This is a genomic window from Thioclava sp. DLFJ4-1 (assembly GCF_002020145.1).
Classification (GTDB): domain Bacteria; phylum Pseudomonadota; class Alphaproteobacteria; order Rhodobacterales; family Rhodobacteraceae; genus Thioclava; species Thioclava sediminum.
In genome coordinates this window covers 90553-111171 of record NZ_MPZT01000006.1, presented here as the reverse complement: position 1 = coordinate 111171, position 20619 = coordinate 90553, and the positions used below count along the sequence as shown (strand labels likewise).

Below are 20619 nucleotides of genomic sequence, written 5' to 3'. Positions count from 1 at the left end.
CGGCAGTGTTACATCTGCGGCGGCCAGGGGCGCTTGTGGTCGGCCTCGGCCCAGGCGGTCACGAATTCGGGAAGCGGCGGCGAGGTCGCATCCTGCCCCATCTCGGCGAGAACCTGCGCGGGCGGGATCATACCTTTCTTGGAGGTCACCGCCCCGCGGATCAGCACATGCGAAGTGCACTCGCCGTCCTTCGTGAACATCGCATGTTCGAGCCAGATCCAGCGATCGTCCCAGCCGAGGCAGCGCGAGCGCATCTCGATTTTCTGGAAGGCCTGCACCCGGCGGCGATACCGCGTGGTGTTCCCGGCGACCACGATGCCCCATTTGTTGCGCTTGAGCGCGTCCCAGAGCCCGGTGCGGATCGCGAGCGGAATCCGCCCCAGATCAAAGAGCGTCAGCGTGCGCCCGTTGTTGAGCTCCATCCACAGGTCGATGTCCCACGGCCAGCAGATATGCTGGCTGACATGGGTGCCCGTGATCGGCAACGCCGGGGCGTTGCGGAACTTCACGATCTCTTTGGCCATGCGGATAACGGGATACATGCGCCAAGAGGTGCTGCGCCGCAGCGGGGCGGTCAAGAGAGACGTTACGGAAAATGCGCGCCAGCCTGCGGTTGCAATGCCGCGGCGCCTCGCTTACCTGTCTTTGCGATCCAAAGCGGAGGTTTCGATGGTCACGCTCTTTCAGGCCCTGGTGCTGATCCTGAACGTCATCTGGTTCGTCATGATCGCCCATATCATCATGAGCTGGCTTATCAATTTTCAGGTGCTGAACCTGCGCCAACCCTTGGTGGCGCAAATCTGGTTCGGTCTGAATAACCTGCTGGAGCCGATCTACGGGCGCATCCGGCGCTTCCTGCCCGACACGGGCGGGCTCGATCTGGCGCCGCTGGTGGCCTTCATCATCCTGATCATCATCCGTCAGGCGCTGTTCAACAACGCGGCCTTCTTCTACGGCAACAGCTTCTGATGCCAGCGGCTGCGGCAGCCGAAGCCCCCGCAGAGCTACTGGCGCGGGTCTGGGGGTTCGACGCCTTCCGGCCCGGTCAGGAAGAGATCGTGCGCGCGGTGATCGACGGCCGGAACGTGCTGGCGATCATGCCGACGGGTGGCGGGAAATCCCTGTGTTATCAATTGCCTGCACTGGCGCGCGAGGGCGTGACGGTGGTGATCTCGCCGCTGATCGCGCTGATGCGCGATCAGGTGCGCGCGCTGAAACAGGCCGGCGTCGAGGCGGGCGCGCTGACCTCGGGCAATACCGAGGAAGAGACCGAAGAGATCTTCACCGCGATCGATGAGGGGCGGCTGAAGCTACTCTACATGGCGCCCGAACGTCTGGCCTCGGGCGGGGCGCAGCATCTGCTGAAGCGGGCAGGCGTCAGCCTGATCGCGGTGGACGAGGCGCATTGCGTCAGCCAATGGGGCCATGATTTCCGCCCCGATTACCTGCGCATCGGCGAGTTGCGCCGCAGCCTCGGCGTGCCGCTCGCGGCCTTCACCGCGACCGCCGACGAAGAAACCCGGACCGAGATCGTCACGCGCCTGTTCGACGGGCAGCCGCCGGAAAGCTTCCTGCGTGGCTTCGACCGTCCGAATATTCATCTGGCGTTTTCGCCCAAGGATCAGCCGCGCCAGCAGATTCTGCGTTTCGCCTCAGCGCGCAAAGGGCAGTCCGGCATCGTCTATTGCGGGACGCGGGCGAAGACCGAGAGCTTGGCCAAGGCGCTGTCCGAGGCCGGGCATCTGGCCTGTCACTATCACGGCGGGATGGAGGCGGATGACCGCCGCGCCGTGGAGACCCGTTTTCAGCAGGAAGACGGGCTGATCGTGGTCGCGACGGTCGCCTTCGGGATGGGCGTCGACAAGCCCGATATCCGCTGGGTCGCCCATGCCGATCTGCCGAAAAGCATCGAGGCTTATTATCAGGAAATCGGCCGCGCCGGTCGCGATGGCGCCGCCGCCGAGACGCTGACGCTTTACGGGCCCGACGACATCAAGCTGCGCCGGTCCCAGATCGACGAAGGGCTCGCCCCGCCCGAGCGCAAGGAGGCCGATCACGGACGTCTGAACGCGCTGCTCGGTCTGGCCGAGGCGACCGAATGCCGCCGGGTGAAGCTGCTGCGCTATTTCGGTGAAGAGGCCGCGCCCTGCGGGCATTGCGATCTGTGCGATACGCCGCCCGAGGTGTTCGACGGGACCGAGGCCGTGCGCAAGGCGCTGTCGGCTGCGCTACGCTCGGAAGAACGGTTCGGCGCGGGGCATCTGATCGAAATTCTGCTGGGCTCGCAGACCGACAAGATCAAACAATGGGGCCATGACAAGCTGCCGACCTACGGGGTCGGGCGCGATCTGAGCCGTCCGCAATGGCAGGCGGTGTTCCGGCAGATGATGGGGCATGACCTGATCCGGCCCGACGCTGCGCGGCACGGCGCGCTGGTGATGACCCAGACCGCCCATCCGATCCTGCGCGGCGAGCAGTCGATCACCCTGCGCCGCGATCTGGTGGCGAAGGCGAAGACCAAGCATGTCGTGCGGACGCTGGTGAGCGACGACGACGCGCCGCTGCTGTCGGCACTGAAGGCGAAGCGGCGCGCGCTGGCCGAGGCGCAGGGCGTGCCCGCCTATGTCGTTTTCACCGATCGCACCCTGATCGAGATGGCCGAGAAACGCCCCGGGACGCTCGACGAGATGGCCGGGATCAGCGGTGTCGGTGCGAAGAAACTGGAAAGCTATGGCACGGAGTTTCTGGAGGTGATCGCCGGCGCGGTGGAAGAGATGCACCCGCTGCGCCGCAAGCTGGCAGGCTCGACCGAGGGGGAGATTTACGACCGTCTGGCCGACGCGCAGCGAAATCTCGAACGCGGCGCGGACGGCTATGATCGCCCGCTCTCCTGTTCGGCCTCGACGATCCGCAAGATCGCTGAGACGAAGCCGCGCTCGCGCGATGACCTCGCCCGGATTTCGAACCTGCCCGAGGCGAAGCTCGACCGATTTGCCGAGGCGTTCCTGGCGGTGCTGGCCGACTACCGCTAGGCGGGTTGGTCGATCGCGGGCGGGCGCGCATCTGCGGGGCGGTCCGACAAGATGCGTTCGGTAATCTCACGCTTTTTCAGGGGCTTGGTCAGGTAGTGATCGATCCCGGCGGCAAGGATGCCCTCGCTGTCGCCCTCCATCGCATGGGCGGTCAGCGCGCAGATCGGCACATGCGCGGCGCCTTCCGCGGCCCGGATTTTGCGCGCCGCCTCGCGCCCGTCCATGCCGGGCATCGAGATGTCCATGAAGATCAGATCGGGCTGGAAGCTGCGCCACAGCGCGACCGCCTCATGGCCGTTATTGGCGAAGCGCAGATCGATATCGAGATCCTTCACCATCTTGGAAAAGACCAGCTGATTGGTGCGGTTATCCTCGGCGGCGAGAACGCGCATCGCGCGCCGCTCGGTCAGCTCTGGTGGCGGGCCGGGGGGCGGCGGATCAGGCGTGGCATCGGCCGCCCGCGACAGGTCCTGCAATGCGCGGAACAGTTCTGAGCGCAGCACCGGTTTTTGCAGACAGCCGGTGATACCCTCGCCCATCGTGGCCTTTGCAGCCACGGGGTCGGAACTGAGCAGCAGGATCGGCACGTCACCGCCATCCGCCCGAAGCCTCTGCGCCAGCGCGACCCCGTCGAGCGCGGGCATTTGGTGATCGGTCAGGATCACGTCGAAGGCGCTGCCATCCTCGATCACCTGCAACGCTTCCTCGCCCGAGCGGCAAAGCGTGACCTCCAGCCCGTAGGTCTGCAACTGCCGCTCCAGAATGACGCGATTGACCAGAAGATCATCGACGACCAGCGCCGCGCGCAGCGTTATCGGCGGGGAGGGGGCGTCGATCGGCTCGACCAGTTCGGCGCGGGGCAGCACCACCTTCAGGCCAAAGCACGAGCCTTCGCCAAGTACGCTGTCCACCCAGACCTCGCCGCCCATCAGCTCCACCAGTTGGCGGGTGATCGCGAGGCCAAGCCCGGTGCCTTCGAATTTGCGATTGGTCTCGGTCTCGACTTGATTGAACTCGCCGAAGACGTGATCGAGCAGCTCGGGCGCGATGCCGATGCCGGTGTCTTCGACGGTGATGTGCAGCTCGTAGTGACCGGCCTCGCGTTCGACCCCCACGACGCGGGCGAGGACGTGACCGGCATCGGTGAATTTCACCGCATTGCCCAGAAGGTTGGTCAGGATCTGCCGCATTCGGCCGGGATCGGCCTCGAAGCGGGTGGGCAGGAACAGGTCGTAATCCACCAGCAGCTTCACCTCGCGATCCTTGGCGGAGGGCTGCAACAGCACCATGACCTCGTGCAGGCACCGCTCCAGATCGAAGGGCTCGGGGTAAAGCCGCATCCGCTCCGCCTCGATCTTCGAGTAATCCAGAACGTCGTTGATGATGGTCAGAAGCGCCTCGCCCGAAGACCGGATGGTCTCGGCGAACAGGCGCTGTTCCTCGGTCAGATCGGTCTCGGCCAGCAGGTCCGCCATGCCGACGACGCCGTTCATCGGGGTGCGGATTTCGTGGCTCATATTGGCGAGGAAGGCGGATTTCGCGCGGTTCGCCGCCTCCGCCCGGTCGCGGGCCTCGCGCAGTTCGACCTCGCGCGCGACGGCGCCGGTGATGTCCTGTGCGAAGGTGACGAGATCGCCCTGTGCGCCCCATGTGTCGTTGAGCCGGAACCAGCGGCCATCCTGCGTGCGCAGCTCCATCGGGGGGATGTCGGTGCGGCGGATGCGTTCGCACATCTCGAAATGCCAATCGAGCGGGTCGCGCCCCTGCAGGTCGAAGAAGCCGCTCTCTGCCGCGATGCGCGTCACCTCGTCATATGAGACGCCGGGGCCGATCGCGATTTCCCCCTCGAAGAAGGCCAGAAACAGTTCGTTGGCGGCGACGAGGCGCAGGTCGCTGTCGAAGACCGCGAAGCCGTCCGAGATCGAATTGACCGCATGCCAGAGCCGTGCCTGCGCGATCTGGGCGAGTGAATTGGCCCGCTCGAGATCGTCGCGCACGCGGCTGTTCTCGCCCAGCAGGGTTTCGCGTTCGCTGAGCGCACGGGCGAGGCCCTCGCGCTGCTCCACCACCTGATCGGAGAGCATGCGCGCGTGCTGGGCCAGCTTCTGGTTGGCGGCGAAGAGCTCCTGACGCTTCTGCTCCAACAGTTTTTCCGCCGCGAGCCGTCCGCGGCGTTCCTGTGCCAGTTTCTCTGCGATCGCCTTGTGCATGGACGCGGCAAAGCCCCCCGTATGGTCCGGGAGGCAGAGTTGCAGTGCTGCGTGAAAGGCGGGTTAACCGCGATGATGGGCGGGCGGGAAAATCCTTAAATTGCTATGGATTGCCCGCCCGCTTGGCTTTGGAGATGTATCTCAGAGACGCTCGATCGAGAGCGCGATGCCTTGGCCGCCGCCGATGCACATGGTGACGAGGCCGTGCTTGCCGCCGGTGCGCTCCAGCGCGTGCAGCGCCTTCACGATCAGGATCGCGCCGGTGGCGCCGACCGGGTGGCCGAGCGCGATCGCACCGCCATCGGGGTTCACCTTCGACGCATCCAGACCCAGCTCGCGCGAGACGGCCAGCGCCTGCGAGGCAAAGGCTTCGTTGCTCTCGATCCAGTCGAAATCGGAGGCCTGCATTCCGGTCTTTTCCAGCAGCGCGCGCACGGCGGGGATCGGCCCGAGGCCCATCACCTCGGGGCGGACGCCCGCGATGGCGTAGCCGGTGATCTTGGCGCGCGGGGTCAGACCCGCCTCTTTCGCCGCCTCCTCGCGGGCCAGAACCAGTGCCGCTGCACCGTCATTGATGCCCGAGGCGTTGCCCGCCGTGACCGAGCCGTCCTTCTGGAAGACCGGCTTGAGCGAGGCGAGCTTCTCGAGGCTCGTCTGTTTCGGGTGCTCGTCGGTGTCGAAGACGGTCGTGCCCTTGCGCGTGGTGATCTCGACGGGGGCGATCTCTTCCTTGAAATGGCCCTCCGAGATGGCTTTCGCCGCGCGCTCCTGGCTTTCCATCGCGAAGGCGTCCTGCTCTTCGCGCGAAATCGAACACTCGGCGGCCACGTTCTCGGCGGTCACGCCCATATGGCCGGTGCCGAAGGGGCACGAGAGCGCGCCGGTCATCATGTCGAGCATCTTCGCGTCGCCCATCTTCTGACCGAAGCGGGCAGCGGGCAGGATATAGGGCGATTTGCTCATCACCTCGGCGCCGCCTGCCAGCGCGAAATCGGCGTCGCCCATCATCAGCATCTGCGCCGCCGAGACGACCGCCTGCACGCCGGAGCCGCAAAGGCGGTTCACGTTCATCGCGGGCGTGCCGACCGGGACGCCTGCATTCACCGCCGCCACGCGGCTGAGATACATGTCGCGCGGTTCGGTGTTGATGATATGGCCGAAGACCACCTGACCGATCTTGTCCGCCGATACGCCCGCCCGCGAGATCGCCTCTTTCGAGACATGGGTGGCGAGGTCGATCGGCGCGAAGCCGGAAAGCGTGCCGCCGAACGTGCCGATAGGCGTGCGGGTGCCGGAGAGAATGACGATACCGGTCATGGGTAGCCTCCAATGTTTGGGTCGGCGCGACGGTAGCGAATGGGCTGACCCCGCGCCAGAAGGGCCACGCGGTTATGACGAGACGTCATTTGGCCGGGCGGTGGGTTGAAACTCTCGGCCAAGGGGACACATTCTAGAAAACGAATATGACTAGGAGGCCGACATGACTGCCACCCCGATCGTCAAAGGGTTCTGGGATAAACCCACCGGAAGCTGGCAATACGTCTTTCACGACCCCGATACGATGAAGGGGGCCGTGGTCGATCCGGTCTGGGATTACGACCATCAGGCCGCTGCTACGACGCTGGGCAACGCCGAGAAAATCCTCGATTACGTAAAGGCCGAGGGGATCGATGTGGAGTGGGTGCTCGATACGCATCCCCATGCCGACCACTTTTCTTCCGCCGTCTGGCTGGCCGAGAAATTGGACGCCAAGCGCGGCATCGGCGAGCGCGTGCGCAAGGTGCAAAGCCTCTGGGCCGAGATCTACAACACGCCCGAGCTGCCGCAGGACGGGCGGCAATGGGATCACCTGTTCGCAGAGGGCGAGACGTTCAAGATCGGCAATCTCGATGTGAAGGTGATGCTGTCGACCGGGCACACGCTGGCCTCGATCACCTATGTCGTGGGCGATGCGGCTTTCGTGCATGATACGCTGATGCAACCCGAAAGCGGCACGAGCCGGGCGGATTTTCCGGGCGGCTCCGCGGCCGAGCTGTGGGATTCGATCCGGGCGATCCTCGATCTGCCCGCCGAGACGCGGCTGTTCATCGGGCACGACTATCCCGGCGAGGGCAAGGAGCCGCAGACCGGCGCGACCGTGGCTGATCACCGCAAGCGCAACAAGCACGTCAAGGACGGCATCACCCGCGAGGAGTACATCAAGACGCGTGAAGAGCGTGATGCGACCCTGCCGCTGCCGAAACTGATGCTGGCTGCGTTGCAGGTGAATATCCGCGGCGGGCGCAAGCCCGAGGCCGAGGGGGACGGGCGGTCTTACCTGAAAATCCCGCTCGACTATTTCGAGCCGCGGTAACGCTCAGCCGCGCGGCAGTTCGGCCCGGCCCTCGGGCGTGAGTAACCACGCGTCGCGGCCTTCGATGACTGCGGTCGAGAGCGGGTGGCCGTAGCCCGCGCCGGAATCGAGATTGAGGCGGTTACCGTAATGGGTGGCCGCCTTGATATTCGTATGGCCATGCACGATCAGCGCGCCGTGGTCGCGGCTGTCGGTCAGGAAAGGCTTGCGGATCCACAGCAGGTCATCCTCCACCTGATCCTCCATCGCCACGCCGGGGCGAATGCCCGCATGAACGAAGATTGCCTCGCCGCGGGGGAAATGGGCGGGCTGTCCCGCGAGCCAGTCGCGATGGGCCTGCGGGATCGCCGATAGTTCCTTTGCGACCTCGTCGAGCGGGCGGGTGAACGCGTCGGAGATGCCGTAGCTTTCCAGCGTCGCCTCGCCGCCGACGCGCGGATTGAGATAGGAGACCTCCGAGCTCAGGATCGGGTCTTCTGTATAGGGATCCTCGAGAAAGCCGAGGAACATCCGGTCGTGATTGCCGCGCAGCACGATCCAGTTCTCGCCGCGTTGCTGACCCTTCATCAGGTAGTCGATCACCCCGGCAGAATCCGGCCCGCGATCGACCAGATCGCCGACATGCACGATCGGGGCCTCTGTCTCGCCGCATGCCGCGCGATCCGCCGCGATCAGCTCATGCGCGCGCTTGAGCTTGTCGAGATGTCCGTGAATGTCGCCGATCGCATAGGTCCGCATGCCTGTCCCTTCCAATGAAAAGGCCCCCCGCGCGCGGCGGAGGGCCCGGATTCAACCGTTCAGCTAGATCAGCCGAGGACGAATTCCAGCGGTTTGACCTGCTTGAAGCCACCCGAGGTTTTCAGCGCGTCGACCACGTCCTGGCCGACGGCCTCGTCGACATAGGCGATCGCGATCGCTTCGCCGCCCTGCTTCGAACGACCCAGAGTGAAGTTCGCGAGGTTCACGCCCTTCTCGCCGAGGATCGTGCCGAGCTTGCCGATGATGCCGGGCACGTCGTCATTGGTGGTGTAGAGCATGTGCTCGCCCACTTCGGCGTCGATGTTGATGCCCTTGATCTGGATGAAGCGCGGCTTGCCATCCGAGAACACGGTGCCCGCGATCGAGCGCTCCTTGCTTTCCGAGACGACGGTGACCTTGATGTAGCCTTCGAAGATACCGGTCTGGTCCTGCGAGGTGGTCGAGATCTGGATGCCGCGCTCTTTCGCGATGACCGGCGCGGAGACCATGTTCACGTCCGGCTGGCTGGCTTTCAGGATGCCCGAAACCACGGCGGCGTCGAGCGCCTTGAGGTTCATCTCGGACGCCACACCGTCGAAGGTGATGTTGATCGCCTTGATCGCATCCTCGGTCATCTGACCGATGAAGCCGCCGAGGTGCTGCGCGAGTTTCACCCACGGGCCCATGACTTTCGCCTCTTCGGCGGTCATCGAGGGCATGTTGAGCGCATTCTCGACCGCACCGTCCAGCAGGTAGTTCGACATCTGCTCTGCGACTTGCAGGGCGACGTTTTCCTGCGCTTCGGTGGTCGATGCGCCGAGGTGCGGCGTGCAGACCACGTTCGGCAGGCCGAACAGGACGTTATCCGTCGCCGGTTCCTCGGCGAAGACGTCGAAGGCCGCGCCCGCGACATGGCCCGACTTGATGAGATCGGCCAGCGCCTGCTCGTCGACCAGACCGCCACGCGCACAGTTGATGATGCGCACACCGGGCTTGGTTTTCTGCAGGTTCTCTTTCGAGAGGATGTTGCGGGTCGAATCCGTTAGCGGCACGTGCAGCGTGATGAAATCGGCGCGGCGCAGCAGCTCGTCCAGCTCGACCTTCTCGACGCCCATGTTGGCCGCCTTCTCTTCGCTCAGGAAGGGGTCATAGGCCACGACCTTCATCTTCAGGCCGCGCGCACGGTCGCAGACGATGCCACCGATATTGCCTGCACCGATCACGCCGAGGGTCTTGGCGGTCAGCTCGACCCCCATGAATTTCGACTTCTCCCATTTGCCGGCCTGCGTCGAGGCATCGGCTTCGGGGATCTGGCGCGCAACGGCGAACATCATCGCAATGGCGTGCTCGGCGGTGGTGATCATGTTGCCGAAGGGCGTGTTCATCACGATCACGCCTTTCTTGCTCGAGGCTTCCTTGTCGACATTGTCGGTGCCGATACCGGCGCGGCCGACGACTTTCAGGTTAGTCGCGCTTTCGAGCAGTTTCGCCGTGACCTTGGTGGCCGAGCGGATGGCGAGACCGTCATACTTGCCGATCACCTCGGCGAGCTTTTCCTTGTCCTTGCCGAGCGAGGGTTCGAAATCGACCTCGATGCCACGGTCGCGGAAGATCTGGACGGCGGTTTCCGAGAGCTTGTCGGAGACGAGAACCTTGGGGGCCATTTTCTGGGCTCCTTGAATTTTCAGAATATCGGGAAAGGACGGGCCCGGAGGCCCGCCAATCTGTCACGGATCACGCTTGCGCGGCGATCTCGGCCTCGAAGGCGTATTCGACCCAAGGCATCAGCGCCTCGACATCCGCCGTCTCGACGGTCGAGCCGCACCAGATGCGCAGGCCCGCCGGCGCATCGCGATAGGCGCCGAGATCGAGGCCCACGCCTTCGTTCTCGAGCCGCTTGGCCACGGCTTTGGCGAAGGCTGCGCCATCCTTGATGCGATCGTCGGTGAACTTCACGCAGACCGAGGTGGTCGACGCGGTCGCCGGATCATTGGCAAGGTTCGCGATCCACGGCTTTTCAGCGCAGAAATCCCAGACGACTTTCGCGTTGGCGGTCGCGCGATCCACGAGGCCTTTCAGCCCGCCCACCGATTTCGCCCAAGTAAGCGAAACGAGGTAATCTTCGACGCAGAGCATCGAGGGGGTGTTGATCGTCTCACCCTTGAAGATGCCCTCATTCAGCTTGCCGCCCTTGGTCATGCGGAAGATTTTCGGCAGCGGCCAGGCGGGGGTGTAGCTTTCCAGACGCTCGACGGCGCGGGGCGACAGGATCAGCACGCCGTGACCGCCTTCGCCGCCCAGCACTTTCTGCCAGGAGAAGGTGGTGACATCGAGCTTGTCCCACGGCAGGTCCATCGCGAAAGCGGCCGAGGTGGCGTCGCAGATGGTCAGGCCTTCACGGTCCGCCGGGATCGCATTGCCATTGGGGACGCGCACGCCCGAGGTGGTGCCGTTCCACGTGAAAACCACGTCAGTGTTGAAGTCGATGGTGGAGAAATCGACGATATCGCCATAGTCGGCGGTCTTCGTCTCGGCCTCGATCTTGAGCTGCTTGACCACGTCGGTCACCCAGCCCGCGCCGAAGCTTTCCCAAGCGACCATCGTCGCCTTGCGCTCGCCCAACAGCGACCACATCGCCATTTCGACGGCGCCGGTGTCGGAGGCGGGCACGATCCCGATGCGGTAATCGGCGGGCACGCCCAGAATTTCGCGGGTGGTGTCGATCGCCTCTTTCAGCTTCGCCTTGCCGATAGCGGCACGGTGCGAACGGCCCAGCGGCGCGTCATTGAGCATGTCGAGGGAGAAACCGGGGATCTTCGTGCAGGGGCCCGAAGAAAAACGCGGGTTTGCCGGCCGCGTAGCCGGAGCTTGAATAGCCATTGCTGGTATCCTTCCAGATATATGCCCTTCGTTGGGGAAGGGTGTCCCGCCGCCGCAGATACGCTCGCGCCCGCTCTGGTGCAAGGAGAATTTTTGGTCTAATGCGCCGCATCAGGTCACGGATACGACATTTGAACCGACATTCCCCAAGGAGCGCGCATGTTTACCGCCACGCTGATCGCTGACCCGAAAGAGGCCAATCTGGATCAAGGCACGCTGGATGCGCTTTGCGGTGCATGGGGTGGTGGCGCGGCGCGTTGGCTCAACCCGAATGTCGCGGCGGAGTTCATGGTGGACCGCGTGCCGTCGAATCGTTGGCAGGCTTGGGAGGGTCTGCAGGGGCTGGGCGTCGATCTGGTCGTGCAGCCCACGGAGGGGCGGCGCAAGCAGATGCTGCTGGCCGATATGGACTCGACGATGATCCAGCAGGAATGCATCGACGAGCTGGCCGATGTCGCGGGTGTGGGCGAGCGGGTGAAAGAGATCACCGCGCGGGCGATGAATGGCGAGCTGGACTTCGAGGGCGCGCTGACCGAGCGCGTGGGCCTGCTGAAAGGTCTGCCCGAGAGCGTGATTTCCGAGGTGATCGAGAAGCGCATCAGCTTCATGCCGGGCGGGCACGATCTGGTCGCGACGATGAAGGCCAACGGCGCCTATTGCGCGCTGGTCTCGGGCGGGTTCACGGCGTTCACCGGCTATGTCGCAAAGACGCTTGGGTTTGACGAGAACCGCGCGAACCTGCTGCTGGTCGAGGATGGCAAGCTGACGGGCGTGCCCTCACAGCCGATCCTCGGGCGCGAGGCAAAGGTTCAGGCTTTGCTGGAAATTTCGGAAAAGCTGAAACTAGATCACGCGCAGGTTATGGCGGTGGGCGATGGGGCGAACGATCTGGGGATGCTGAAGCTCGCCGGTGCGGGCGTGGCGCTGCATGCCAAACCCTCGGTCGCGGCGGAATGCGACATCCGGATCAACTTCGGCGATCTAAGCGCGCTGCTCTACATTCAGGGCTACGCGGTCGAGGATTTCGCCTGACCGCCCTGCCAGACTTCCGTTAGGCGCCAGTCGTCATCGAAATGCACAAGATCGCCCGCGAGACCCGGCGCGATCCGGCCCACCGGCGCGCCGATCGCCTCGGCCGGGATACGGGTTGCCATCGCAAGCGCCTGTTCCGGTGATGCGCCAACTGTCTCGATCATGAAGCGCACGGCCTGCGGCAGCGACAGATCGGCCCCGGCAAGCGTGCCATCCTCCAGCCGCAGCGCCCCGTCACTGCGCAGGATGCGGCGACCGGCGAGCTCGAATTCCATCAGATCGGACCCGGCGCAGGCCATCGCGTCGGAGACAAGGAAGACCTCGCCCTGCCGTTTCGCCGCCAGCGCCAGCCGGATCGTCTCGGGATGCACATGGATGCCATCCGCGATCAGCCCGACGGAGACCCGCTGCGACAGCGCCGCGCCGACGAGGCCCGGCTCGCGCGAACCCAGCTGGCTCATCGCGTTGAAAAGATGCGTGACCATCCGCGCGCCCGCCGCGATGGCCTCCTGAGCCTCGGCGAAGCTGCACTCGGAATGGCCGAGGCTGACGATGATCCCGGCCTCGGACAGCCGCGCGATCTGCTCGGGCGTTGCATTGGCGGGCGAGAGCGTCACGATCAGCGTAGGCAGCCCGGTCTTCGCCTCCAACAGCGTCTCGATGTCTTCCTCGTCCAGCGGGCGGATGCAGCCGGGCGGATGGCAGCCGGGGCGCTTCGGGTCGAGATGCGGGCCCTCCAGATGCAGCCCGCCGAATCCCGGAACGCGCGTGACGGCGGCGATGCCAGCGGCCAGCACCGTCTGGGTCGCGGCGCGGGTATCGGTGATCAGCGTCGGCAGGATCGTGGTCGCGCCGAGATTGGCATGCGCGGCGCAGATGGTGGAGATCGTCTCGAGCGTCGCGTGCCCGTCGAGCATCACGCCGCCCCCGCCATTCACCTGCAGATCGACGAGACCGGGCGCGAGCGTGCCGCCCGGAAACTCGACAATCTCGCCCTCGGGCATCTCCGCGATCGGACACAGCGCCGAAATTCGACCCTGTTCCAGCACAATCGCATGGTTTTCATGGAAGGCGGTGCCGTCGAAAACGCGCGCGCCCGTCAGGATCAGCTTGTCCAAAACGCATCCTCCATCGCCAATGCCAAGGCGCCGTCCAGCGCGTTGCCTTTCGCAGCCCGTTGCGGCCAGTCGCCCAGCGCAAGACCTTGCCCAAGCCCGCCGAGCCACGTCACCGGAAGCGGTTCCTCGGGTTGCAGCAGCGCAATCGCCGCGCGGATTTCGGCCTGCGCCGCCTCGCGCACGGCGACGGCGGCGGGGTCGGTCGATTGCAGGATACGCGGCGCAAACCGCGCCCAATCGGCGGGGGTGGCGTCGAGGCTGAAAGCGATCAACCCGTTGCGCCCATCCATCTCTTCGAGCAACTCGCGCAGGAGCGGCGTCACCGCGCAGAACCCGTCGAGCGCGCGTCCCGCCCGCATCCCCAGCGCCCGGCCGATCCAGGCGCCCGAGCCCTCATCGCCCAGCCGCAAGCCCCAGCCGCCGATCGCGTATTGCTGCCCGTCCAGCTGCCGCGCGAAGAACGAGCCGGTGCCGATGGCCGCAACGATCCCATCCTCGGGCCCCAGCGCACCGCGCACCGAGGTCGTCACGTCCTGCACGACGCGGGCGGGAAAAGGCAGTTCGGCGGCCAAGGCCTCTGCGGCCGGCGCATGGTTCGCCCCCGCCAGCCCGAGCACCGCGCGAATCTCGCGCGCGTCGATAGTGCTCATCGCGGTTTCGATGGCGGTGAAGATGTGATGGCGCGCCTCGTCATAGTCCGACGCGATATTCGCAGGGCCTGACTCGCCACGCCCGATGACACGGCCGGAACCGTCGGCGAACACCGCCCGGCACCCGCTGCCTCCGCCATCGACTGCAATGAAATGCATCCCCGCCTCCGTTTTGTGCGTAACAGTGCCAAATAGCGGCCCCGAGAGAAAGCGCGTAACGAAATCCGCGCGCGAAACGACTTGGGGAAAGATCGCATCGCCTCTATCACTGGGGCGTGACCCACGGGAGGACCATGCGCAAACCTCTGATATTCCTTGGCCTGATCGCTTTGGCGGTGATCGCGGCCTTTCTGGTGGCCGATCCCGACCCCGAGCGGTTGCGCGCGCTGCGCGACAGCCTTGCCGCGTGGCGCGAGGCGCATCCGCTGGCGCTGCCCATCGGGTTCTTCGTCACTTACGTCGTGGTGACGGCGCTGTCGCTGCCCTTCGCGGTCTGGCTGACACTGCTGGGTGCCGCGCTTTTGGGGTTCTGGCAGGGGCTGGTGCTGATCTCGTTCGCGTCTTCCATCGGGGCGCTGCTGGCCTTTCTCGTCGCGCGCTATCTGATGCGCGACTGGGTGCGCGGGCGGCTTGGCCCGCGGCTCACGAAGATCGAGAAAGGGGCGGCGCGCGACGGGGAATTCTACCTGTTCTCGCTGCGGCTGATCCCGGTCGTGCCGTTCTTCGTTATTAACCTCGCCTTCGGGCTGACCCGGATGAAGGCGTGGAAATTCTATGCCGTCTCGCAGCTCGGCATGCTGCCCGGCACGGCCGTCTATGTCGCGGCGGGCGCGCAACTGGGCGATCTGAACAGCCTGTCGGGGATCGTCTCGCCGGGGCTGCTGGGCGCCTTCGCGGCGCTGGCGGTGTTTCCCTGGGTGGCGCGCGCGGCGCTGCGGGTCTGGGCACGCAAGCGGGCCTATCGCGGCTATGAGCGCCCGGCCAAGTTTGACCGCAACCTGATCGTGATCGGCGCGGGGGCTGCGGGGCTGGTGGCCTCTTATGTCGCAGCTCAAGCCAAGGCGAAGGTGACGCTCGTGCAGGAAGGCCCGATGGGCGGCGATTGCCTGAATTTCGGCTGCGTGCCGTCGAAGGCGCTGATCGCCTCGGCTCGGGCCGCGGGCGTGGCGCGCGGCTCCGAGGCGCTGGGCGTGCGCGCGGATGTCTCGGTCGATTGGCCGATGGTCACGCAGCGGATTTCCGAGGTGATCTCGCAGATCGCGCCGAATGACTCGGTGGAGCGCTATGAGGGTTTGGGCGTCGAGGTGATCGAAGGTCATGCGCGGCTCGAAGACCCTTGGACGGTGCGCGTGGGCGATGAACGCCTGACGACGCGCGGAGTGGTGCTTGCGACCGGCGCGGCCCCGGTGATCCCGCCGATCGAGGGGATCGGATCAGTCGAGCCGCTGACGTCGGATACACTGTGGGAGGCGCTCGCCGCGATGCCTGCGCCGCCTGAGAGAATGGTGATCCTCGGCGGCGGGCCGATCGGCTGCGAGATCGCGCAGGCGCTGGCCCGGCTGGGCGCGGGCGTCACCGTGGTCGAGGCGGCGGAACGGCTGTTGATCCGTGAGGATACGGAGGCCTCGGATGCCATCGCGGCGGCTTTGCGCGACGATGGGGTCGACCTGAAGCTCGGCGCGAAGGCGATCCGTTTCGGGCGTGACGACTCCGGTGCGGAAGGCGGCAAATGGCTGGAACTGGAGGACGGCTCCAAACTCGGCTTCGACACGCTTCTGGTCGCGGTCGGGCGAAAGGCGCGGCTCGAAGGCTTCGGGCTGGAGGAGCTGGGCATTCCGGCGAACAAGGTGATCGAGACGAACGACTACCTCGAAACCCTCATGCCCAATATCTACGCCGCGGGCGATGCGGCGGGGCCATTGCAGCTGACCAATGCCGCAGGTCATCAGGGCTGGATCGCGGCGGCCAATGCGCTGGCCTCCCCCTTCTGGCGCTTCAAGGCCCATGCCGCGCCGATCCCGCATGCGGTCTTCACCTCGCCCGAACTGGCACGGGTGGGAATGACGGCGGCGGAAGCCGAGGCCGAGGGCGTGCATCACGAGGTCACGACCTATCCGCTGGGCGATCTGGACCGGGCGCTCGCCGAAGGGGCGGGGCAGGGCTTCGTGCGGATCGTCACCGCGGAGGGCTCCGACAAGATCCTCGGCGCGACAGTTTGCGGGGCGCACGCGGCCGAGGTGCTGGCGGAATTCGCGCTGGCGATGCGGCACGGGCTGGGCTTGGGCAAGATCCTCTCGACGCCGCATATCTATCCCAGCTGGTCCGAGGCCGCGAAGAACGCCGCCGGGCGCTGGCGGCAGGCTCATGTGAACCCGCGCACGCTGCGGATCGCCGAGCGTTTCATGTCCTGGAGGCGCGGATGATCGACGCAGCTCTCCTGCCGCTGCAACGTGCCATGATGCAGCCCCCCGCCGAGGCGCTGGCCGCGCGCGGTATCCGTGCCGATCAGGTGACGGTGGCGGGCTTCGCGCTGGGCCTGCTGGCGATCCCGGCGCTGGCATTCCATGCCTATTGGCTGGCGCTGGCGCTGATCCTGATCAACCGGATCGCGGACGGGCTCGACGGGGCCATCGCGCGGATCAAGGGGCCGACCGATCGCGGGGCGTTCCTCGATATTGCGCTCGATTTTCTGTTCTACGCGCTGATCCCGGTGGGCTTCGCGCTGGCCGATCCTGCGCGCAACGCACTGGCCGCGACTATCCTGATCGCGGCCTTCGTCGGCACCGGATCGAGCTTCCTCGCCTTCGCCTCCATCGCCGCCAAGCGCGGGATGAGCACCGATGCCTATCCGACCAAAGGCATCTACTACCTCGGCGGGCTGACCGAAGGGGCCGAGACGATCCTATTTTTCGCGGCGATTTGCCTGTTTCCGCAGGCCTTCCCGATACTCGCGGGCCTCTTCGCCGTCGCCTGTTTCGTGACCACTGTGACCCGCTGGCTGATGGGCTGGCGGGCGTTTTCCTGAACGGAGAGAGTATGAGAAACCTTCTTGCCGCCCCGGTTCTTGCCGCGAGTCTCGCGCTGCCGCTTGCCGCGCCCGCTTTCGCCGATTGGGCGCAAACGGAAGCCGAGGCGAAGGGCCAGACGGTCTATTTCAACGCTTGGGGCGGCGATCCGCGCACCAATGCTTTCATCGACTGGGTGTCCGACCAGATGCAGGAGAAATACGGCGTCACGGTCGAACAGGTGAAGCTGTCCGACACTGCCGAGGCTGTCTCGCGCGTGCAGGCCGAGAAGGCGGCGGGTAAGGATGAGGGCGGTGCGGTGGACCTCATCTGGATCAACGGGCCGAACTTTCTGGCGATGAAAGAGGCGGGCTTGCTGCATGGGCCGTTCGTGTCCGATCTGCCCAATGCGAAATATCTCGACCTGTCCGAAGGCTCGGCGGCGACGACCGATTTCACCGTGCCGACAGAAGGGTACGAGAGCCCGTGGCGGCTCGCGAAATTCGCCTTCGCCTATGATGCGGAGCGGGTGAGCGATCCGCCGAAGGATATGGCGGGGCTTCTGGACTGGGCTAAGGCGCATCCGGGCCGCTTCACCCACCCCAACCCGTCGAATTTCATGGGGGCGAGCTTCCTCAAGCAGGCTTTGGTCGAGCTGGCGCCCGATCCGGCGGCGCTGTCGCAGCCTGTGACGGACGAGGCCTATGCCAAGGAAACCGCGCCGCTCTGGGCATGGTACGACGCGCTGCGTCCGCTGATGTGGCGTGAAGGCAAATCCTTCCCCGAGAACGAGAGCGTACAGGCGCAATTGCTGGCCGATGGTGAGGTCGATTTCGCGATGTTCTTCGATCCGGCCGCGCCCGCCGCGATGATCGAGCAGGGCGTGCTGCCGCCTTCGGTCCGCGTCTGGGTGCCCGATGGCGGCACGATCGGGAATATCTCCTACGTCGCGATTCCCTATAATGCCGCGCATCGGGCGGGGGCGGAACTGGTCGCGAATTTCCTGCTCGATCCGGCCACGCAGGCGCATATGCAGGACATCCGCGTGCTGGGTAGTTTCTCGGTGCTCGATCCGGCGAAGCTGGATGCCGACGCGAAGGCGGCTTTCGCGGACCTGCCTACCGCGCCCGCGCTGCCGACGTTGAACGATCTCGGGCCGACGCTCCCCGAGCCGCATCCGAGCTGGATGACCAAGCTCACCGAGGACTGGGCGCAGCGCTACACGAAGTGAGGGTTTGATGCGGCTCGCCGGGGCGATCCTGACGCTGGTGATCGGCGCGCCGGTATTGCTCGGCGCGGCGCTGACGCTGGCGACCGGTTTCGGCTGGCAGCCGGGGCTGGGGCGCGTCGCGCTGGGCTGGGAGGGCTTCACCGAGGCCCTGGCCGCGCCCGGTATCCTCACCTCTCTGCGGCTGACGCTGGTGACTGGCCTGGGGGCGGCGCTGCTGTCGCTCGCGGCCTCGATCCCGCTGGCGCGCTGGCTGGTGACGCGGCAATCGGCGTCGCGCTGGCTGACGCCGCTGCTGGCGGTGCCTCATGCGGCGCTGGCGATCGGGCTGGCCTTTCTGATCGCGCCCTCGGGCTGGGCGGCGCGGCTGATTTCACCCTGGGCGACCGGCTGGGATCTGCCGCCGCAGATCGTGACGCTGGGCGATCCGTGGGGGCTGTCGCTGATCCTCGGGCTGATGCTGAAAGAGGTGCCGTTCCTGACGTTGATGACGCTGGTGGCCGCCGCGCAGCGCCCGGTTGCCGAGCAGATGGCGGCAGGGCGTGCGCTTGGCTACGCGGCGGGCCGCGTCTGGGCGCGGATCGTCTGGCCGCAGCTGTACCCGGCGCTGCGGTTGCCGGTGCTGATCGTGCTGGCCTTCTCGCTGTCGGTCGTCGACATGGCGCTGATTCTCGGGCCGTCGAACCCGCCGACGCTGGCGGTGCGCATCCTGCGGCTCTACGGCGCGCCCGATCCCGCGCAGGCGGTGCCCGCCTCGGCGCTGGCGGTGATCTTGCTGGCCGTGATGGGGGCGAGTGCGGCGCTGTGGATTGGGGGCGAGCGCGCGCTGGCACGGCTGGGCAAGGCGCTGATCCGCAATGGGCATCGCGGCAAGTCGCGGCGGAACTGGAGTGGTGCTGGCCTGATCGGGGCGGGAGGGCTGCTGGCGCTTGGATCGCTTGGCGCGTTGATCCTGTGGAGCCTCGCGAGCTTCTGGCGTTTTCCCGATGCGCTGCCCGCCGATCTGACCCTCAAACGCTGGGCCAGCGCCGACTGGGCGGGGCCCGCGCTGACCAGCCTGACGCTTGCGCTCATCTCGACCGCGCTGGCGCTGATCCTCGCGATGCTCTGGCTGGAAAGCGAGGATCGCTCCGGCAAGCGCCTGCCGCTGGGCGCGCTGATTGTCCTGCCGCTCTTGCTGCCGCAGATCGGGTTTCTGCAGGGTCTGACCACCGGGTTTCTCTGGCTTGGCCTGCTGCCGGGGCCGGTCGCGGTGACTTGGGCCGAGCTGCTCTTCGTTTTTCCCTATGTGATGATCGCGCTGGCCGGGCCGTGGCGCGCGCTCGACCGTGCCCATCTCGCCAGTGCGGCGAGCCTCGGGGCTGGGCCGACGCGGCGGCTGCTGCGGATCAAGCTGCCCATGCTGCTGGGGCCGATCTGCGCGGCGGCGGCGATCGGGGTCGCGGTGTCGGTCGCGCAATATCTCGCCGTGCTGCTGCCCGGGGCGGGGCGCGTTCAGGCGCTGGCGACTGAAGCCGTGGCGCTGGCGTCCGGGGCGGATCGGCGGCTGGCCGCGATCCTTGCGCTCATGCAGGCGGCGCTGCCATGGGTGGGTTTCGCGCTGGCGCTCGCGGTCCCGGCATGGTGGCATCGCAACCGGCGCGGCTTGCGCGGAGGAGTGGCATGAGCCTCGAACTGATCGATCTGAGCCTGACCGCGCCCGGCGTCTCCGCGCCGCTCTTCGCGCCGCTGTCGCTGGACGTGGCACCCGGAGAGACCGTCTGCCTGATGGGGCCCTCCGGGATCGGCAAGTCGAGCCTGCTCGCCCATATCGGCGGCCATCTGCCGCGTGCGTTCAAGGCTTCGGGCGATGTGCGGCTCGATGGCAAAAGCGTCACGCATCTGCCCGCCGAAAAGCGCGGCATCGGCATGCTGTTTCAGCAGGCGCAGCTTTTCCCGCATCTCTCGGTCGGCGACAATCTGGCCTTCGGGCTGTCGGTGCAGGTGAAGGGCAAGGCGGCGCGGCGCGCGGCGGTGGAGGCTGCGCTGGAACGGGCCGGGCTTGCAGGCGTGGCGGATCGCGACCCGGCGACGCTATCGGGCGGGCAGCGCACCCGTGCCGCGCTGATGCGTACGCTGCTTGCGCGGCCCCGTGCAGTGCTGATCGACGAGCCCTTCGCCGCGCTCGATGCGGAGTTGCGGGCCGAGATCCGCAGTTTCACGCTGCAGCATCTCCAAGCCGAGCGTATCCCCTGCCTCATGGTCAGCCACGATCCGGATGACGGCGCGGCGGCTTCGCGCCGGATCGCGTTGGGCTGAACCCCGCGCAGCCGCATTGCGGCGAAACCCGGCAGACTTGCGCGATGAGCGCCCTGAGGCTATCTCCAAGCGCAT

At 66.2% G+C, this 20619-nt stretch carries 17 protein-coding genes; 9 read left to right on the top strand and 8 right to left on the bottom strand.

Features of this window, described 5'->3' with window-relative positions; all coding sequences use genetic code 11:
* Window positions 1-8 precede the first annotated feature (8 nt).
* Window positions 9-542, bottom strand: coding sequence for an acyl-CoA thioesterase (locus tag BMI85_RS18190; RefSeq protein WP_078602289.1), 534 nt, complete (start codon window positions 540-542; stop codon window positions 9-11).
* A gap of 127 nt (window positions 543-669) precedes the next feature.
* Between BMI85_RS18190 and BMI85_RS18185 the strand changes: the two genes are divergently transcribed.
* Both BMI85_RS18185 and recQ read left to right on the top strand, forming a co-directional pair.
* Window positions 670-969: a YggT family protein gene (locus BMI85_RS18185; RefSeq protein ID WP_075775346.1), complete on the top strand. Its 300-nt coding sequence runs from the start codon at window positions 670-672 to the stop codon at window positions 967-969.
* Window positions 969-3032 (top strand): DNA helicase RecQ, encoded by a 2064-nt coding sequence (gene recQ, locus BMI85_RS18180; protein WP_078602288.1) that lies wholly within the window; start codon window positions 969-971, stop codon window positions 3030-3032. Before BMI85_RS18185 ends, recQ begins: the two co-directional genes overlap by 1 nt.
* Here the strand turns inward: recQ and BMI85_RS18175 are convergent.
* On the bottom strand, window positions 3029-5242 hold the full coding sequence (locus BMI85_RS18175) for a response regulator (protein ID WP_078602287.1): 2214 nt from the start codon (window positions 5240-5242) through the stop codon (window positions 3029-3031). The genes recQ and BMI85_RS18175 overlap by 4 nt on opposite strands.
* Before the next feature lie 141 nt (window positions 5243-5383).
* The gene (locus BMI85_RS18170) at window positions 5384-6559 is read right to left on the bottom strand and encodes an acetyl-CoA C-acyltransferase family protein (protein ID WP_078602286.1); all 1176 of its coding nucleotides are present in this window, start codon (window positions 6557-6559) and stop codon (window positions 5384-5386) included.
* Window positions 6560-6722: 163 nt separating this feature from the next.
* Here BMI85_RS18170 and BMI85_RS18165 point away from each other — a divergent pair, with 163 nt between their 5' ends.
* Window positions 6723-7595 (top strand): MBL fold metallo-hydrolase, encoded by an 873-nt coding sequence (locus tag BMI85_RS18165; RefSeq protein WP_078602285.1) that lies wholly within the window; start codon window positions 6723-6725, stop codon window positions 7593-7595.
* A gap of 3 nt (window positions 7596-7598) precedes the next feature.
* Here BMI85_RS18165 and BMI85_RS18160 read toward each other — a convergent pair whose 3' ends face one another.
* From BMI85_RS18160 to BMI85_RS18150, 3 genes are all read right to left on the bottom strand, one after another.
* Window positions 7599-8333 carry a metallophosphoesterase family protein gene (locus BMI85_RS18160; RefSeq protein WP_078602284.1) on the bottom strand — a complete coding sequence of 245 codons (735 nt, stop codon included), beginning with the start codon at window positions 8331-8333 and terminating at the stop codon, window positions 7599-7601.
* Between the two features lie 68 nt (window positions 8334-8401).
* Complete coding sequence (gene serA / locus BMI85_RS18155) at window positions 8402-9997, bottom strand: phosphoglycerate dehydrogenase (protein ID WP_078522305.1); 1596 nt, start codon at window positions 9995-9997, stop codon at window positions 8402-8404.
* 70 nt (window positions 9998-10067) lie between these two features.
* Window positions 10068-11213, bottom strand: a complete 1146-nt coding sequence (locus BMI85_RS18150; RefSeq protein ID WP_078602283.1) for a phosphoserine transaminase — start codon at window positions 11211-11213, stop codon at window positions 10068-10070.
* 159 nt (window positions 11214-11372) lie between these two features.
* Between BMI85_RS18150 and serB the strand changes: the two genes are divergently transcribed.
* Window positions 11373-12245: a phosphoserine phosphatase SerB gene (gene serB, locus BMI85_RS18145; protein WP_078570757.1), complete on the top strand. Its 873-nt coding sequence runs from the start codon at window positions 11373-11375 to the stop codon at window positions 12243-12245.
* Here the strand turns inward: serB and nagA are convergent.
* Both nagA and BMI85_RS18135 read right to left on the bottom strand, forming a co-directional pair.
* Complete coding sequence (gene nagA / locus BMI85_RS18140; RefSeq protein WP_078602282.1) at window positions 12221-13363, bottom strand: N-acetylglucosamine-6-phosphate deacetylase; 1143 nt, start codon at window positions 13361-13363, stop codon at window positions 12221-12223. The genes serB and nagA overlap by 25 nt on opposite strands.
* On the bottom strand, window positions 13351-14172 hold the full coding sequence (locus BMI85_RS18135; protein WP_078602281.1) for a BadF/BadG/BcrA/BcrD ATPase family protein: 822 nt from the start codon (window positions 14170-14172) through the stop codon (window positions 13351-13353). Before BMI85_RS18135 ends, nagA begins: the two co-directional genes overlap by 13 nt.
* A gap of 134 nt (window positions 14173-14306) precedes the next feature.
* On the opposite strand from BMI85_RS18135, the gene BMI85_RS18130 reads away from it, so the two are divergent.
* The 5 genes from BMI85_RS18130 to BMI85_RS18110 are packed head-to-tail and all read left to right on the top strand — an operon-like array spanning window position 14307 to window position 20544.
* Entirely contained in the window at window positions 14307-16436 is a 2130-nt protein-coding gene (locus BMI85_RS18130; protein ID WP_078602280.1) for a bifunctional TVP38/TMEM64 family protein/FAD-dependent oxidoreductase, read from the top strand.
* A complete protein-coding gene (locus tag BMI85_RS18125) occupies window positions 16433-17038 on the top strand; it encodes a CDP-alcohol phosphatidyltransferase family protein (RefSeq protein WP_078550868.1) in 606 nt (201 codons plus the stop codon). The genes BMI85_RS18130 and BMI85_RS18125 overlap by 4 nt, the downstream gene beginning before the upstream one ends.
* Before the next feature lie 11 nt (window positions 17039-17049).
* Window positions 17050-18249, top strand: a complete 1200-nt coding sequence (locus tag BMI85_RS18120; RefSeq protein WP_078602279.1) for an ABC transporter substrate-binding protein — start codon at window positions 17050-17052, stop codon at window positions 18247-18249.
* 7 nt (window positions 18250-18256) lie between these two features.
* The gene (locus BMI85_RS18115) at window positions 18257-19912 is read left to right on the top strand and encodes a hypothetical protein (protein ID WP_078602278.1); all 1656 of its coding nucleotides are present in this window, start codon (window positions 18257-18259) and stop codon (window positions 19910-19912) included.
* The gene (locus BMI85_RS18110; protein WP_078602277.1) at window positions 19909-20544 is read left to right on the top strand and encodes an ATP-binding cassette domain-containing protein; all 636 of its coding nucleotides are present in this window, start codon (window positions 19909-19911) and stop codon (window positions 20542-20544) included. Before BMI85_RS18115 ends, BMI85_RS18110 begins: the two co-directional genes overlap by 4 nt.
* The last annotated feature ends 75 nt before the right edge of the window (window positions 20545-20619 follow it).